This window comes from Paludibaculum fermentans (assembly GCF_051172195.1).
GTDB classification, from domain to species: domain Bacteria; phylum Acidobacteriota; class Terriglobia; order Bryobacterales; family Bryobacteraceae; genus Paludibaculum; species Paludibaculum fermentans_A.
Genome location: NZ_JBPJAQ010000003.1, coordinates 420,353 through 436,214, shown reverse-complemented (window position 1 = coordinate 436,214; position 15,862 = coordinate 420,353). Strand labels below are relative to the sequence as shown.

Here is a 15,862-nt window from a genome sequence, read left to right as displayed (position 1 = left end):
CCCGTCAAAAAGGGCCCAGCACTGCGCCATATCCCACAAAAAGCACAAAACAGTCTGTAATCAGCAGAGGGAAAACCCCGCTGGGACGGGTCCAACTGTCACTCTCCCTCATACCGCCGACTCCAGATCCGGCTGCATGACCTTAGCCACCCGGCAGACCTTCGCGAATCGGTGGATCTCATCCACCGTGGCCTTGCGGGAACGAAGGGCGGCCCGCAGCACCTCGATCTCGACGTCGATTCCGGAAGCGGGCCGTCCCCTACATCGGTGCCCAAAACCAGGCGGGGAGTGACGCGCAGCATTTGGCCGATCTACGATATGAACGACATGGGTGATCTGGTCCCATATCAGGGCAACGATGGCCGCAGTCAGTTTGAGCGGCTGCTGGAACTGCGTTTTCCGGCAATCGCCGCAGAGATTGACGATTGCGAACGCGGCCTACTGCACTCTGAGATGGCGGTTTTCGCTAGAGGTACTTGCGCTGCAATCGAGGGCGGCGACTTCGAGCAGATGCAAGCGCACCTCGATTTCGTAGACGAACTATTCGGCAGTGCGGCGCCAGACCTGGAGAACGCGATCTGCGTGTCGTACCTTGAGAACGTGTTCCTGGGCTCCGAAACTGAGCGCTACACCGCGGCCCGCCGGATGTTATCGGACCGCCTACGTACTGCCCTTGGCGAACTGGAGGACCACTGGCGAAAAATAGTGAACTCGTCCAAGGACCGCAAATCCCAATAAGCCGCGAACCCTCATTCTTTCCACTAGGCCCGTGGGCCGCGTTAGGCCGTCCCCAACACCCAGTCCCAGCACCAGGCGTGAGCGGTCAGCTTTTCTCGATGGATCGGGAATTGGATAGTCCCGCTGGAATTGGATATTATTCGGATAGTCCATGTTATCCCTAGACCCGGAACGCTCGGCGGGATTGTCCGTGCCCATCCGCACAGTCTGGCTCCTCGGCGCGTGTATGGAGGCGCGGGGCAAGCAGGATCTCTGGGTTCAACAGAAACCGGAGGTCCTCGCCGTACTGCGCGAGCAGGCGATCGTCCAGAGCGTGGAGTCGTCCAACCGCATTGAGGGCGTGACCGTGGAGGCAGGCCGGCTGCGGCCGCTGGTGTTAGGCGGTGCTACTCCGAAAGACCGGCCGGAAGAGGAGTTAGCCGGATATCGAGCAGCACTGGACTGGGTCTACGCGCGCGATCCGCGGGTTGCCATCACGCCCGGCGTCGTGCTGAAACTGCACGCGCTGGCGCAGGGCGGCTCGACCAGCGACGCCGGGGTGTGGAAGCGGCGCGATAACGAAATCATTGAAATCCTCCCCAGCGGCGACCGGTCTGTCCGCTTCGTGCCCGTGCCCGCTCGCGAGACCGCCCAGGCGGTGCAGTCCCTGTGCCGGGCCTATCAGGCGGCGCTCGACGACGGGCAGGTGCCGGTCCTGCTGGTGATTGCGACATTCGTCTTCGACCTGCTCTGCATCCACCCGTTCCGCGACGGCAACGGGCGTGTTTCGCGGCTGATGACGTCGCTGCTGCTGCAGTCCAATGGCTTCCAGGTGGCGCGATTTGTGAGCCTGGAGCGCCTGATCGAGGAGTCCCGGGACGAGTATTACCATGTGCTGAAGGCCTGCTCAGTGGACTGGCACGCGGGGCGCAACCAACTCGTGCCGTGGTGGAACTTCTTCCTGGGTCGGCTGCGCGCGGCCTATCAGGAGTTCGAAGAACACGTGGAACAGGCACGCGGTCGCGTGCCCAAGGCAGACCTGGTGCGGCGGGCGGTGCTGGCGCAAATGGAGCCGTTCACACTGGCCGCACTGGCCGCACAGGTGCCCGCGGCAAGCGTCCCGCTGATCAAAATCGTGTTGGGGGCGATGAAGAAAGAGGGGCGCGTGCGGCTAAGCGGGCGGGGGCGTGGAGCAGAGTGGACGGTAGTCCGCGGTTAACGCGCCCGGCCCCCGGCAGTTTACCCGCGCGCACCGCCCAAGGTCCAAATCACCGCACCAATTGACAGAAATCGGCCCTGCTGACTCCCTCGATCAAAGCGCGAGGACCACACCGCGGCGCGTGCTAACCGCCCAGTGGGCCATCCGGCCGAACAAGCCTTCGAGCAAATCTCAACTGCGGCGGGGACGGACCTCAAAGTTCACGCCCTCCTGCGCCTGAAGATGAGCGAGGACCCCAAACAGGTTCTTGGCCGAAGGGTTGCCATTCGGCCCAAACATCCGCATGAGACTGTTAGCGGGGATGGAGGTCGCCTCTTCCAATTGCCGGAAGCCAACGGTGGCGTTGATATAGTTGCGCAGGATCGCTCGGCCCGTCTTCTCATCCCCGGAGAGCATGAGTTCGATGGCTTCACGCAGCAACGCCTTGCGGAACTTCGGTTCCTGTTGGGCGCGTTCGCGGATCGTTTCGCGAAAGTCTTTGGTCAATGGCATTGTGTGCTCCCCTATAACTTTCTGTTCCGATAGTCTTTCCAATTCGCCTTGGCCCGGAGGATGTCTTCCGCTTGACCCTTCTTCGTGCCGCCCACAAGCAGAATAATCAGCCGGTCGCCGTCTCGCCCGAAGTAAACTCGGTAGCCGGGGCCAAAATCAATCTTGTATTCGAGAACGCCGCTACCGACCGCTTTGGCGTTGGACAGGTTACCATCCGCAACTCGCTCAAGCGCCGTCGCCACTTTCGCGGCAGCATGAACGTTGAGTGCGCGTAGCCACTTTGTGAAGGGGCTTCGTCCTGTGGAATCGATGTATTCCCGAACGTCGAGCACGGCTCAATAATAACATATACGTTAGCATCGACTCTCGGAGAGATGAGACGTCCTGAGAGGACCTGTGGACACCCTAATGCCCCCGGCCCCCGCCTCACTCCGCCATGCCGACCACACACCCAACCGAATCCCATCCCGCAGAGAACCGCACTCCGGGAACAAACTCCGCCCTCCAGCCGTCCAATCCCGCCATAGGGGCTGGACCATGTCACCACTCTCCCAAGCGGTCATCTGCTCGCTCATAGCTCTGCCGGCCATCGCTCAGTCGCGAGCATTTGCAACGATCACCATCAAACCGGCTCTCTCCGCCAACCCACCCGGAGCGCGCATCCGAGTCCTGCCTGGCGGTGACCTGATGGGCAGCGCGGTCTCTGTGAATACCCTGCTGAGTTACGCCTACGATGTGCCGTCCAACCCGTCGCCGCGTCTCTCCAACCTGCCCGAATGGGCCCTTCGCGAGAAGTACGACATCGAAGCGAAAGCGCCCGCCAACGCCGTCCCGCCCAATCTGCCCGAAGGAGAAGCGCGAAACCGGGTTCAGCAATTGGTCCGCGAACTCCTCGCCGGCCGTTTCAAACTCGTGATGCGGGTGGAGAACAGAACAATGCCGGTCTATGCGCTCACCGTAGCGAGAGGAGGCCCGAAGCTCCAGAAGTCAGCGATCGCCGGGAAAGACTGCGCCTTCCAAACTGGTCCGGACGCGGGCCATAACTTCGTTGGCGGCTTGGGTCATCCCCTGAATGCAAAAGCCATCGATATGGACGATCTTGCGCACTACATTGCGAACTGGACAGACTTGCCGGTCGTGAACCGCACAGCACTCAGCGGACTGTTCACCGTGAACACCGAAGGCTGGGCCCCCATGCGCCTCCCCCCTCCGCCCCCCAACGCCACGGCCACAGCCGTGAATCCGTTCGCCGGCCTCCCCACCATCTTCGATGTCCTACGCAAACTCGGTCTCGAACTGAAGCGGCAAGAGGACACCTTGCCGGTATACACCGTGGAACACATCGAGCGCCCAGCCGCCAACTGAAGCGCGACGCCCTGCTGGGGAAACTCTTCAGCCCGGGATCTGCCTCTCCGGATACACACCCGCCTGGTACGCCCCATACTCCGCCTCTGTCATCTGGCACCCCACCCCAGTCTCCACCCGCAGATTCCTCAGTGGAACCAGCCGCCACTCCTCGAAATACCGGCTCACTCTCCACACAGCCCTGGCAACTGCAAGAAAAATATGCTATTTTTTCTTGCAGGAACCAAAGCTCACAGATGACCAAAACCACTGAGGACAAAATACTTAGTAGAATCTACGGCAATGGCAGGGGTCATGCCTTCTCCCAAGGTGACTTTGCCGACCTGGGCACTCGTTCCACCATCGATTCCGGCCTGCATCGCTTGGAGAAGCGCGGCATCATACGCCGGGTCATCCGGGGCATCTATGACTACCCCCGGTATAGCGAACTCCTGAAGCAGCCGGTCGCTCCGGACCTGGATCAGGTCGCCCGGGCCCTCGCCCGGAAGTTCGCCTGGCGCATCCAACCCGAAGGAGCAACCGCCCAGAATCTCCTTGGGCTATCAACCCAGGTCCCCGCTCACCTCGTCTACCTCTCTGACGGCCCCAACCGGACCTACCAGATCGGCAGCCAGTCCATCGACTTCGAACACACCGCGCTCAAGGAGGCCGCCTTCCGGCTCCCCGAAAGTGGGCTCATCGTCCAGGCGCTCAGGGCCTTCGGAGAAGACCGGATTACCCCCAAGGTCATCTCTCGGATCCGCGAGAAGTTCCCGACGGCGCTCCGCCAGAAGATCCTCCTCGACACAAAGACCGCCACCGGCTGGGTCTATGCCGCCATTCAGGAGATCGCCAGGGACGGGCTTCGTGAATAGGGCGGCTCACCTCCCCACGAAGGACCTCCATGATCTCTTCTCCAATACCGCTGCATCCCTCGGCATTCGGCCGGCCATCGTAGAGAAGGACTTCTGGGTTTGCTTCGTGCTGAAGAAGCTCTTCGTGGAGTCGGCGTTTCGATCGCACCTTGTCTTCAAGGGCGGAACTTCCCTCTCGAAGGTTTACGGGCTCATCCAGCGCTTCTCTGAGGATATTGATCTCGTACTGGATTGGAGGCTGCTCGGACTCGCACTGGGATTCAACGAGGAGCGCCTTTCGAAGACGCAACAGGACAAACTCAACAAAAACGCAAACCAGCTCGCCGGCGAGTTCATCGCCAGGGAACTCTGTCCCGAGCTAAACCGGATCTTCCAGGACAGCCGAATCGGCATCTCCGCCGCCATGGACGAGAAGGACCCACAGGTCGTCAACATCGCCTATCCAGCCGCATTCACGGAAGCCTACCTTCGGCCGGAGGTCCGGCTCGAAATCGGGCCCTTGGCCTCCTGGGTGCCATCCGCGAACCACCGCATCCAGCCTTATGCGGCTGATGTGTTTCCGAATGTGTTCGACGATCCAGCCTGCCCGGTCCTGGCCATCGCCGCCGAGCGCACCTTCTGGGAGAAGGCCACAATCCTTCACCAGGAAGCACACCGCGAGGGCCTCATCCCAACCCGTCACTCCCGGCACTACTATGACCTCTGCAAGCTGGCGATGAGCCCGGTGCGGGACGCCGCCTTGGCCAACCTGAATCTCCTCCGGGACGTCGTGGAATTCAAGCAGCACTTCTATCCCTCCCGATGGGCCCTGTACCACCTCGCGCTGCCTGGTTCATTCAAACTGCTTCCGGCCGGGACCGGCCAACTGAGGGAGTTAGAACAGGACTACGAACAAATGCAGATGATGCTCTTCGGAGATCCTCCAAGTTTTCCGACGATGCTCGCTACCCTCGCTGAATTGGAGCGCGACATAAACGCACTCGAGTCGGCTCCGCACTGAACAACACCGCGCCCGTGGAAAGCCTGATGAGCCTCTAGGCAATGCTCGCGCCACTCACCCGCGGTGCTCATCGCCCCCTCATTAGGTCAGTCCCACACCTGGCCACCACCCACGGGCCAGCGGACGTCCGGCCAAACAAGCCGTCCACAAATCTCAACCACCGCGGGGACGGACCTCAAAGTGCACGCCCTCTGCCCACCCATCCACGACAAGCAGGGAGCCCAAGAGCCGTAAGTGCGTCGGAAATGGACAGCACACAGGAATCAACCAGCCTGACTCCCTCGATCAGATGCGCGAACGACACCGCAGGACGTCCCTACTGCCCGCCCTGCGTTTGACGCCCGAGGTCTGCGATCCATTGCGGCAGGGCCTCGATATCTTCCGTCGCGGTCCGGAAGTTAACGATGCAGAATCGCAGCGCGTAGCGCCCTTCCACAACCGCGTTGGAACAGAAGGCGTGGCCACTGCTCTCGATGCGCGTCAGCAGCTCCTGGTTCAGCCGGTTCAGTTCCACTTCGGTTTGTTCGGAGCCGGTGCTCTCGCGTAGCTCGCGTGGCACGTAGCGCAGGGTGGTGATGCTCAGGTTGTGGCTCAGCGCTTCCAGCTCCGGGTGCTCACTCGCCAGCTCGAAGAGCCGCCGCGCCAGGGCGATGTCATCGCCGATCATCTCGCGGTATTGCGCCGCGCCCGCCTGTTGCAGGGCGAGCCAAACCTTCAGGGCCCGAAAGCCGCGCGAATTCTGCGGCCCGATATCGAAGTAGTTTGTGGCTTCGCCTCCGAAGCTGTAATAGGAAGGGTGATAGGAAAACGCCTCGCTCAGGGCGGCCGGATTGCGCACCAACGCGCAGCCCGCCTCCAGCGGCGCATACAGCCACTTGTGCGGATCCACGGCGACGGAGTCCGCCAGCGCAAGGCCCGCCAGCTCCGGCGGCGCGTCGGGCGTCGCGGCGGCGAAGGCGCCATAGGCTCCGTCGACATGGAACCAGAGCTCGCGCTCCCGGCAGAAGGCCGCAAGTGCCGGCAAGGGGTCCACCGCTCCGGTGCTCACCGTTCCGGCCGAGCCGACGACGAGGAAGGGCCGGGCGCCCGCCGCCAGATCCCTCGTGTACTGCAACTCCAACGCGGCGACATCCATGCGCTGCTGCCGGTCCGCGTCGATCCAGCGAATCGAGTCCGTGCCAAGGCCGGTGATGTCGACTGCCTTCTGCAGCCAGGTGTGGGTTTCACGGGAAGCATAGACAAGAAGGGAGCGCCCCGCGGCGACGCCTTGCTTGCGAACATCCCAGTCTGTCTTCGCGGCGCGCGCGGCCAGGAAACAGGTGAGATTCGCCATGTTGCCGCCGCTCACCAGCAGGCCGCCGCAATCGGCCGGGTAGCCTATGAACTGGGCCAGCCAGCGGATCGTCTGCGCCTCTATTTCGGTGGCCATCGGAGAGAGTTTCCAGGCCCCAACATTGGCATTCACCGCCGCGGCCAGCAGTTCGGCCAGAATGCCAATCGGCGCGCAGGACGAGGTGATGTAGCCGAAGAAACGCGGATGTCCGTTCAGCAGCGAGTGGTCGAAGAGCAGCCCGGCGGCGCGTTGCAGCAGGTCGCCCGCGGGCGCGCCTAGCTCCGGCAGCGCCTGGGTTGCGCCCAGCACCGCGCGCACTGCGTCGGGCGCCTCGGCCGGCGTCACCGGGCGCTCACGCACCGAGGCGAGGAAGCCGGCGATGCGGTCCACCAGGTCGTGACCCAAGGCGCGGAACTGCTCTTCGGTCATCTCGAGAGGGGCCGAGCGGCCCCTGAGTTGGTCGGCTCGATTCGAAATCATCGTTCCCATTAGCGTAAGCCCTCGAACAGATCCGTCTCCAGCTGGCGCCCCCCATTGACGGCACTGTAGGCGCGGTAGAACTCCTGCGTGCCCCACAGCGCCTTCTGCTGCTCGTCTCCCAGATGTTCCAGTTGCGCATAAATGGACATCTGGGACTGGTGGCAGCACACCGCTCTCCAGACCGCTGGCCAATGGGCGGAGGTGTCGATGACTGTGGTCACCGCCCAATCGGGCCAGGGCGTGGCTTGGCGGGCTACTCCGTCCACCATCGACGTCAGTTTGCGGAACGCGCCCTGGTAGGCGTCCCACTTATCGCTGCGCCAGGCCAGGTAGTGGAGCTTGGCAACGCGGTGGGCCGGCAGCGCACCGCCATTGGCTCCCTCGCCGGCCGCATAGGCTGCGTCACCGGCACACACTACGGCGGCTGTTGTGAATTGGGAGATGGCGATGTGGTCGGGATGGCCGTACGCTCCTTCCGGGCCAAACGTCACAACCACGTGAGGCCGAATGCGGCGGATGTGCGCGGCGATGGCTCTGATGGCGTCGGAGGGATCCGTCTGGTCGAGCACGGCGTCGCCATAGCCCAGGAGGGCGACCTCGCGGAGGCCGAGCACGGCGGCCGCGGCCCGCAGCTCCGCTTCGCGCACCGCACCAACTTCCGCCGGATCGGCGTCCTTGCCGTGTCCGAAGAAGCGGCCGCGCTCTCCACGGGTCGCGGTGACCAGGTGTGTTTCGACGCCCTCCGCCGCGTACTTGGCCAGGGTGCCGCCAAAGCCAAGCGATTCGTCGTCGGGGTGAGCCAGGACGGCCAGCAGTTTGAGTGCTTGCATCAATGCGCCTCCTTCGGTCGTGCCGGCGGTGGTGAGCTGCCGGCGCAAATCTCATGATTGTTTGGACTATGCGCTGAGTGCGCGGGTGAGCCCGCCCAGGTGGTGGTAGCTGTGGCGGACGGCGTGATCCTCGAGCAGGAACTGGCAGGTCAGGGGTACGCCGCCATACAGGGACACTGGGGCGGCGATGGCCAGCGCTTCATCGCTGAGGGCGCGGATGGCGGCCGCGGCCGCTGCGCTGTTGCGGGCCAGCAGGTCCAGCGCCGCTTCCCTGGTGATGCCGCTGTTCTCTTCTGCGTGCCTGGCGTTCATCGCATGCACATCCTCCATCGTCACTCCGTCGATGGACTGGCCGGCGGCGAGTTTCTCCGCCAGTTGGATTTCCAGCGGGTAAACGCTGGCGACATGATGGATGATCACGCCCATCGTGCGGCCATCCTTCGGGACAGGCATGCGCCACTGTGTGTCTGTCAGCGTGCTTGCGAAGGCAGCCAGGGCCTGGGCGCCCAGTTCCAGGCGGCCGGCCAGGGCTTCCGCGCGGGCGCAGGTGGCGGTCGGCGCGGAGAGGGGGGAAGAATCGATTGTCATATGCTCCTCTGAATAATGGATTGTGATGGTTTGCGGGCATGATGCGCCCGCCCGTCTCTACGGCAAGAGAAGAGCGCCGTTCAAAAAATGCGCGATCGTCTCTATTACCTTGCAGCGGGTATTCTCGACTCCCTTAGCAATTTGTTTACTTTTGTTAAACGGACCGCTACCCGGGGGCGAACTCGGGGACGAGATGGCCGGGGGACCCTCCTGGTAGTTGTGTCGGTCAGGTTCTGCAAAGGTCGTGAGCTCCGCAGACCGCCCCCCCAGCATGCCCTGGGCTCCGGATGCTGCCCTCAGCCGCGAAACCCATTCGGCCCGCCCACTTCTACCCCATATCCCTCATTAAGCCGTTTTCATTCACAGGAGTTCAAAATCTTTTTATCCTTTATTTTCATCAGCCGCTTCCCGAAACTACCCCTTTCTCCTTGACCTACCCCTTATCCTGAAATCGCGCCGGCCACCAAGCCGGCCATTTTCATTTACCAAGGAGATTCACATCATGGCGACCGCAGCTCAGATCAACGCCAACCAGGCGAACGCGAAATATTCCACCGGACCCGTGTCCCCCGTCGGCAAGGCCCGCGCCTCCCAGAACGCCCGCAGCCACGGCTTCACTGCCCGCAACCTCGACATCACCCCCGAGGACCGCGCCGAATTCAATGCCCTCCAGGCCACCTTGCGCCTCGACACCCGCCCCTTCGGCTGCCTCGAAGAGGAGATCTTCCACCGCATCCTCTCCCACACCTGGAACCTCCGCCGCATCGAATACTTCGAATCGCTCATCCTCGCCGAAACGGACCCATTGGCCGAAACCGACCCTCACGCCGCCAAACTCGACCGCTACGCCCGCTATCGCCGCGACCTCGAACGTGGCCTCTATCGCGCCATCAAAGAACTCAGTAAACTCCAAACCGAACGCGCCGCCTTAGGCCAACAGCATCCTCACCTCGTCCAGGGCATCCGCGAGAATGTCCCCCTGGCCGAAGTCACTCGGCTGACGAAGAACACCGAAGAACTCTTCTTCTATGAAGGGTATGGCCGCCCCCGCAGAGCCCTCGAATACCTCACCACCGGCACCGACACCAACCACCCCGACAACCAGGATCCGATCGCCGATCTCCAACCGGTGCGCGTCCCGCGAAACGAACCCAACAGCCCCGTCCTGGACGGAGTGCCCCTCATGCTCCACAACGTGTCCAGCATCTAAACACCACACCCAGGCCGGGTCACCGCACCTTCACGAAACGAAGCCGCCGGCCAAGCTCTTTGACAATCAAAACTATATCCCGCCACCACGGGAGCACTGGGCAAACGGAGCCGCGACTGTCAAGAAGTCCCCCATGCCCCTCCGGGCCGCCAAAGCGAAGGAAGCCGCTGCGAACCCCGACCGTCAGGGAGGGGTCCCCACCGCGCTGCGAACCGCGCACGGCAGTAAGCGGGCACCCGGCCCAGTCGCGTCTTCAACAGAGCGGATAGCCACCGAAAGCCTCCACTCCGTTCACCAGCGCGACCCGCTGCCTGAGCGACGGGCACCCAGGCAGCAACCAGGGTCGCCGCCGAAACGGAGCACTGACGAAACGAAGCCGCGGGCGACCTCCACCACAAGGACTACCCCAGCACCAGCTCACCCTCAGCTCTGCTCGACGGTCTCCCGCAGAAACCACGCCCGCCGTTCCGCCTCGTCGATCCAAACCTCGATCATGCTCGTAGTCGCCACATCGTCATGCTTCTCGCAGACCTCGTGGGCATCACGCAGCAGGTTCGCCAGCAACGAGTTGTCGTCCCGCAGTTCCGTCAGCATCTCGCGTGCAGTGAGATCCCCGCGATCGTTGTCATGCAGCCGCTGGTGGCGGGCGATGTCTCCAATCGAGCGCAGCGTGGTTCCGCCCAACTTCCGGGCGCGCTCGGCGATGTCGTCGGTGATGGCGTAGATCTGCGCCGCCTGCTCGTCCAGCAGCAGATGGTAGTCGCGGAAATGGCGCCCATTCATGTGCCAGTGGAAGTTCTTGGTCTTCATGTACAGGCTGAACACATCGGCCAGGAGGTGGCGCAATGTCTCTGAAATCTCAGAAACCGCGTGCTCGCTGAACCCGAGCTTGGTCGGCGACCGCTTCGACTCCGTTTTTGTGGACGTCTGGGTCTGTTCTTTTTGAGGCATGGACACTACTCTGCAAGTGGCGGCCCACTTCGGGTGGAATCTGCCAGCCGCACAGGGTGCCACCGCTGAACCGGACGGCCCCCTCCATGCGCCTCACTGTCCCGTTAACGAGACGAGATCCCGTCATTTGTGTCGAAACCCGACCCCGTTTCGACCCTCATCGTTACCCGCCCGTCTGACATTGCTTCAGCATTCTGCAGTGGCAGCCAGCTAGGCATGCACAACCGAGCCGGCCGGCGAGCAAATCGCCTCAGAGCACTTTCGTACTTTATTCGCAGTGCTCCGATGCCATCAGGGACCCTCCGCATGCCCGGAATTCGCGGTAAAACCGCCCAAGCAGGAAATATGTACCGGGTCCCTGATGCTCCCCTCACCGCCCCCCCCCACCTCAGTGCTTCATCAGTGCTTCAATGGATACGCGCCCGCCGTCCGTCCCTCCTGTTCACTCCACCCGAGCACCCGAAGAACCTCCGCGGGCGCCACACCCGAACCACCCGGCACCGCCTGCCGCAAATCAAACCGCCCCACATCAAGCCCCCGGAACACCGATCGCGGCGTCCGGTCCAACTGCCGCCCGCCTGCCTCGAACCCCTTCGCCAACCCGCGGAACTCCTCCAGCGAGAACGCCGTTGCCACACAGCTCTCCGTAGCGGCCGGCCCCCAGGTCACCAAAGGAATCGGAGTCGTCCCACCCGGCACCGCCGCCCGCGCATACACATTCCCGTCCACCTGCTGCGCCTGCGGCCGCGCCAACTGCTGGCACAGCGCCGCTGGTTGCTCGAACCGCAACAACGGCCGCCGGCTCCCCTCGCTGGCCGCCATCAGGTTGTTCACAAAGACATGCCCTTCCCGCTGATCCACCCCCGGGCCCGTAGCCGGATGCCACCCGAAGTGGTCGCCCGTCGCGCTCCGCTGATTGCGCTCGAACGAGGCCGGCGCGTCCAGAAACGTGTTGTTGTAGATCCGCGCCCCGGCCGAGTTCAGGATATAAACCCCCCGGTCACAGTTCAGGAACACATTCCCCGCCACCGTCGCGCCCCGCGAGATCTCAAAGAAGAAGCCGTTCACGGCCCGGTCCACCCAGTTGTTCACGAACACGCCATCGCGATTGCCCACGTCATACCAGACCCCGCTCGAATTCGGATTATCCAGGATCAGGTTGTCCCGCACCGTCACCCGATGCGACTGGTTGAAGATCTTCACCGCCGCTGGATAGTAGCCCGTAAACGGCTCAATGTTGTTCCGCCGGATGATGTTCCGCTCCAGCAGCACGTCCGACGAGCCAATCACATAGATCCCTTCCGTGCTCGTATCGCTGATCAACGACTGGCGGATCACCAGGCCGTCTCCGCGAAAGTAACCGGCCACGCGCGAGCAATAAGTGATAGACACGTTCTCCAACACCGTCCCCGTCACTTCCTTCCCGTAGGTCGCCGGATCCGAGGGACCCACCGGCTCATCCGTCGGCTCGTCCGCCGCCGTGAAGCGCTTCTTGCCCTCCACCTCCAGCGCCCGGTAAGCGTACTGCGTAAACGAAATCCCACGGATCACCGGACCCTTCCGATCCGAGTTCCGACCATGAACCGCCGCGCTCGTCCGCACCAGGGCACTGTCAAAGGCCGTGATCTCCACCAGCCGGTTGGCCGGATTCACGCCCAGATAAACATAACCGCCCTGGTAGTCGATGTAGTACGACTTGGGCGTGAGCTCGCCCTCCCATCCGGCCGACTGCAACAGTTCGCCATCCAGGAACACCATGTCGTTATTGAACCGGTGCAGCGGCGTCCGCATGCCCTCGCGGCCTCGCTGCCACCAGCCCAGCGGCGCGGCCGGAAACAGGCGCTGCCAGCGGGTCCGCCACACGTTGTCGCGCAGCGCTTCCCACTTCGCCGCCACCTGCGTCCCCTTCAATACCGGCCGTTCCTCGCCATACGGCTGCATCGTGATGCCCTGGTTCAGCACCAGCCCGCCCGTCCGGTACACCCCGCCCCGCAGCACAATCGCATCGCCCGTCACCACTCGCTCCATCGCCGCCTCCAGCGTCGTGGGCCGTCCCACGTCGGTGCCTGGAGCATCCACCAACCCATCGGGCGCAACGTAGTAAACGTGCGCGGCCTTGGGAATCTCGTAGCGCTGGTCAATGGGTCCGTAGGGGCCGCCCGAAGGCTTTGCGTAGCCGAGGGCCGTCAACAACAGAAATGAAGAGAAGAACAAGCCGCAATGAGTGCGTCGTGCCGTCCGGTAATCTGGTCGCATCGCCGCTCCTTTCGAAGACGAACAACAGGTCGTCCGAGATCCATTAGACACCCTGCGGCCCCGCTCGAAGAGCTGCCTCCACCGGCACCCCACATACACAGCGAAGTTCGTGAGTGCGGGACCGCTCGAAAGGGCCCCTACTCACGAACTCCGCAAACGCCATTCACCATCACGGATCCTGGCCAGTCAGTTACCCGCGCGCCGCTCGCCCAATCGGCCTCTTCCGTCCCGCCCGCTTGCTCGCCCGCTTCGCCGGAGCTATCGCCAACACTCCGGCGGCCCCACCGGCATCCTCCGGCAGATTCGCCAATTCCTGGTTCATCTCGCTGATCCGCCGCTCCAGGTTCGCCGCCCGGTTCTCCAACGGCGGGACCCGGGAAGGCGGAGTGGAAGGATCATTGATCCGGCCCCGCACCTCGTCCAGTTGCGCCTGCGCTTCCGCAATTCTCGCCATCAGTCGCTCTCTGCGTGTCATGGCTCACTCCTTCTCCTCTAGTTGTTCTCTGCGCACTTCCGGTCCTTCTTGAGCTGCTCCAGCGCCGGCTTGCGATCCGCGGACGTCTCCTTGTCCTTAATCTTCGCGATGATGTCGGCGCAGATCTTCTTGTCCAACTCCTCCTTGGTGGCCTCCACAAACTTGCCGATCTCCTTACCCTGGTCCACCAGGCTCTGCTTCTTCGTCAGGCTGCCCAGCAGCTTGCCCAGCGCCTCTACCTTCTCCTTGTCCGCCTGCAGCTTCTCCAGCTTCTCCAGGTAGATCCGGCTCTCGTCCAAGTCGCTCAGCCACCGCTTCTGGTTGATCTCAAACTGCACTTTCGCCACTTCCAGAAGCTGCTCGCGCACCCGCCTGGCCTGCTTCACGCGTTCAATGTAGTCCGCGCTCCACTTGTCGGCCATCTCCCGCCGGGCCACCGCGTCGTCCTCAATCCCGCGGCGCCGCGCCGAGTCGGCTTCCACCGCCGCAAACTTCTGGTAGTGCTTCTCCGATTCCCCAATCTCCTGGCTCAGCTTGCTCTCATACTCCTTCAACAACGCCGCCGTCTTCGCTGCGAACTCCTGCGCCTCCCGGTCACATCCGGTCAGCAGCAGCGCACCCAGCACGGCACATCCCGCGGCTGTCATCTTCATGGAAGTGCTCCTCATTTCGTGACGGCCACGTAGGGCAAGGCCACGGCCGTTCCTAACTCGTATACGAACTGTGCCAATTGCGTCGGCTTCAGCCCGGAAGCATAGTAAGCCGCCAGCCGCCCCGCCGCGGCCTGCAGCGCGGTCTCGTAGCTGGCGTTGTACACACTGTTCACCTTCACCCGGTAGCGCCTGAATTCAATCGACTCCCTGACGTCGTTCATCGTCTGATCCGCGGTCTGCCGCGCTGAGATGTGCGCAGCCAGCAGCAGCGTATACAACCTCTGCTCCAGGCCTTCCCGCATAGATTCGTTGCCCATGAATCGCGTGAGATCGTCGGTCACCGGCGTGTTGAGGTCACCCGCGATGAACCGGCAGCGTGCAAACTCCACGTCAAATCGCCGCAGCAGATTCCTCGTCTCCGCCACCTCCATGTATCGCCGCACACGGATCGCGGTCAGCGTCTTGATGTACTCCGCCTCGCGCTCCAGCAACTCCAGCGCGATCTTCTCCGGCGACGGAGCCAGCGAAGCCGGATCCACCTTCACGCCGTTCCAGGTGTCGATAATCGCCCCTATCGTCGCTGCCAGTTCCTGGACTTCCTGGATCCCCTTCTGGATGTCCTTCACCGCGTCCTGCACCGCCTTCGTCTTTGTGGACGCGTCTTCGAGCTTCGCTTGCGTGCTGGTGTCGGATGTAGTCGCCTTCAATTTCGCGGCCAGCTCAGCCGCCAGGCCCAGCAATTCATCGAACTGGCCCACGCGCTCGCCCAGCGCCTTCAAATCCGCGCTGGCCTGCGTCGCCGCGCTTGGTTCCACCTTGCCCGAATCCTTCTTCTTAGCCGCGCTATCTGCCTCTTTCTGCTTGGCCCCGGGCGCGGCCTCAGCTTTGTCCACCGCGGCCCTCGCCGCATCTTTTGCTTTGGCGACAGGCTTCTTCAGTCCTTCGATTTGCTCCTCGATCGCCTTCTGCCGCGCTTCGAGATCAGCCTTCGTCGCCGCCGCGCGCGGCGCCTCCTGAAGGTCCTTTTCCCGGTCATCCAACTCAGTCCGGATCTGATCAATCGCGTCCCGCACATCCCCCCATGTCCGGAACGCCTGGATGTTGGTCCTCATCGTCACGCGATACCACTCGATCGCGCTCTTCAACTGACTCTGTTCGATCACGCCCAGGTTGCGCATTTCCGTCTCAGAGAGCGGCTTGCTCGCAACTTGCTTGGCGGCCTCCAATGTCTCCTTGGCCACTTTGTCCCGTGTCTCGTTGTATAGGATGTGCTGGCCAAAGAGCGTAGATGTGAATAGCAGCAGTAGGCTGAGTCTCTTATTCACCCCTCCACCTCCTTCAACTCCACAAGCGCGATTTTCACGGGCCGAAGGACATGGATTCCAACAAATGTTACGCTGGCCATCCATCGGAACCAGGCACACCTCGGGCCGGCCCGT

The 15,862-nt window shown here is 62.8% G+C and carries 17 protein-coding genes; 6 read left to right on the top strand and 11 right to left on the bottom strand.

Annotation, left to right across the window (positions count from 1 at the left end; translation table 11 throughout):
* Positions 1-171 precede the first annotated feature (171 nt).
* A complete protein-coding gene (locus ACR9Y2_RS35760; RefSeq protein ID WP_435046696.1) occupies positions 172-738 on the top strand; it encodes a DUF7674 family protein in 567 nt (188 codons plus the stop codon).
* Positions 739-889: 151 nt separating this feature from the next.
* Positions 890-1,936 carry a Fic family protein gene (locus ACR9Y2_RS35755; RefSeq protein WP_435046695.1) on the top strand — a complete coding sequence of 349 codons (1,047 nt, stop codon included), beginning with the start codon at positions 890-892 and terminating at the stop codon, positions 1,934-1,936.
* Positions 1,937-2,107: 171 nt separating this feature from the next.
* On the opposite strand, the gene ACR9Y2_RS35750 is transcribed toward ACR9Y2_RS35755, so the two are convergent.
* Both ACR9Y2_RS35750 and ACR9Y2_RS35745 read right to left on the bottom strand, forming a co-directional pair.
* A complete protein-coding gene (locus ACR9Y2_RS35750) occupies positions 2,108-2,428 on the bottom strand; it encodes a transcriptional regulator (RefSeq protein WP_435046694.1) in 321 nt (106 codons plus the stop codon).
* Between the two features lie 11 nt (positions 2,429-2,439).
* Positions 2,440-2,760 (bottom strand): type II toxin-antitoxin system RelE/ParE family toxin, encoded by a 321-nt coding sequence (locus tag ACR9Y2_RS35745; protein WP_435046693.1) that lies wholly within the window; start codon positions 2,758-2,760, stop codon positions 2,440-2,442.
* Positions 2,761-2,965: 205 nt separating this feature from the next.
* On the opposite strand from ACR9Y2_RS35745, the gene ACR9Y2_RS35740 reads away from it, so the two are divergent.
* Positions 2,966-3,793, top strand: coding sequence for a TIGR03435 family protein (locus ACR9Y2_RS35740; protein WP_435046692.1), 828 nt, complete (start codon positions 2,966-2,968; stop codon positions 3,791-3,793).
* Between the two features lie 27 nt (positions 3,794-3,820).
* Here ACR9Y2_RS35740 and ACR9Y2_RS35735 read toward each other — a convergent pair whose 3' ends face one another.
* Positions 3,821-3,961, bottom strand: a complete 141-nt coding sequence (locus ACR9Y2_RS35735) for a hypothetical protein (RefSeq protein ID WP_435046691.1) — start codon at positions 3,959-3,961, stop codon at positions 3,821-3,823.
* A gap of 68 nt (positions 3,962-4,029) precedes the next feature.
* On the opposite strand from ACR9Y2_RS35735, the gene ACR9Y2_RS35730 reads away from it, so the two are divergent.
* Together ACR9Y2_RS35730 and ACR9Y2_RS35725 are read left to right on the top strand one after the other, a co-directional pair.
* Positions 4,030-4,647 carry a DUF6088 family protein gene (locus ACR9Y2_RS35730; RefSeq protein WP_435046690.1) on the top strand — a complete coding sequence of 206 codons (618 nt, stop codon included), beginning with the start codon at positions 4,030-4,032 and terminating at the stop codon, positions 4,645-4,647.
* The gene (locus ACR9Y2_RS35725; RefSeq protein ID WP_435046689.1) at positions 4,640-5,647 is read left to right on the top strand and encodes a nucleotidyl transferase AbiEii/AbiGii toxin family protein; all 1,008 of its coding nucleotides are present in this window, start codon (positions 4,640-4,642) and stop codon (positions 5,645-5,647) included. Before ACR9Y2_RS35730 ends, ACR9Y2_RS35725 begins: the two co-directional genes overlap by 8 nt.
* 316 nt (positions 5,648-5,963) lie before the next feature.
* Here ACR9Y2_RS35725 and ACR9Y2_RS35720 read toward each other — a convergent pair whose 3' ends face one another.
* The 3 genes from ACR9Y2_RS35720 to ACR9Y2_RS35710 all read right to left on the bottom strand — a co-directional run bounded on the left by ACR9Y2_RS35720 (position 5,964) and on the right by ACR9Y2_RS35710 (position 8,878).
* On the bottom strand, positions 5,964-7,460 hold the full coding sequence (locus ACR9Y2_RS35720) for a pyridoxal phosphate-dependent decarboxylase family protein (protein WP_435046688.1): 1,497 nt from the start codon (positions 7,458-7,460) through the stop codon (positions 5,964-5,966).
* An 8-nt stretch (positions 7,461-7,468) separates the two neighbouring features.
* On the bottom strand, positions 7,469-8,290 hold the full coding sequence (locus ACR9Y2_RS35715; protein ID WP_435046687.1) for a PIG-L deacetylase family protein: 822 nt from the start codon (positions 8,288-8,290) through the stop codon (positions 7,469-7,471).
* A 66-nt stretch (positions 8,291-8,356) separates the two neighbouring features.
* Positions 8,357-8,878 (bottom strand): maleylpyruvate isomerase N-terminal domain-containing protein, encoded by a 522-nt coding sequence (locus ACR9Y2_RS35710; RefSeq protein WP_435046686.1) that lies wholly within the window; start codon positions 8,876-8,878, stop codon positions 8,357-8,359.
* A 502-nt stretch (positions 8,879-9,380) separates the two neighbouring features.
* Here ACR9Y2_RS35710 and ACR9Y2_RS35705 point away from each other — a divergent pair.
* Positions 9,381-10,088 (top strand): hypothetical protein, encoded by a 708-nt coding sequence (locus tag ACR9Y2_RS35705; protein ID WP_435046685.1) that lies wholly within the window; start codon positions 9,381-9,383, stop codon positions 10,086-10,088.
* Between the two features lie 423 nt (positions 10,089-10,511).
* Here ACR9Y2_RS35705 and ACR9Y2_RS35700 read toward each other — a convergent pair whose 3' ends face one another.
* The 5 genes from ACR9Y2_RS35700 to ACR9Y2_RS35680 form a co-directional block, all read right to left on the bottom strand.
* On the bottom strand, positions 10,512-11,039 hold the full coding sequence (locus ACR9Y2_RS35700; protein ID WP_435046684.1) for a Dps family protein: 528 nt from the start codon (positions 11,037-11,039) through the stop codon (positions 10,512-10,514).
* A 399-nt stretch (positions 11,040-11,438) separates the two neighbouring features.
* Positions 11,439-13,295, bottom strand: a complete 1,857-nt coding sequence (locus ACR9Y2_RS35695) for a right-handed parallel beta-helix repeat-containing protein (protein WP_435046683.1) — start codon at positions 13,293-13,295, stop codon at positions 11,439-11,441.
* 190 nt (positions 13,296-13,485) lie between these two features.
* Entirely contained in the window at positions 13,486-13,770 is a 285-nt protein-coding gene (locus tag ACR9Y2_RS35690; RefSeq protein ID WP_435046682.1) for a hypothetical protein, read from the bottom strand.
* A gap of 17 nt (positions 13,771-13,787) precedes the next feature.
* Positions 13,788-14,423 (bottom strand): hypothetical protein, encoded by a 636-nt coding sequence (locus ACR9Y2_RS35685; RefSeq protein WP_435046681.1) that lies wholly within the window; start codon positions 14,421-14,423, stop codon positions 13,788-13,790.
* Between the two features lie 11 nt (positions 14,424-14,434).
* On the bottom strand, positions 14,435-15,748 hold the full coding sequence (locus ACR9Y2_RS35680; protein ID WP_435046680.1) for a hypothetical protein: 1,314 nt from the start codon (positions 15,746-15,748) through the stop codon (positions 14,435-14,437).
* Positions 15,749-15,862: the final 114 nt, after the last annotated feature.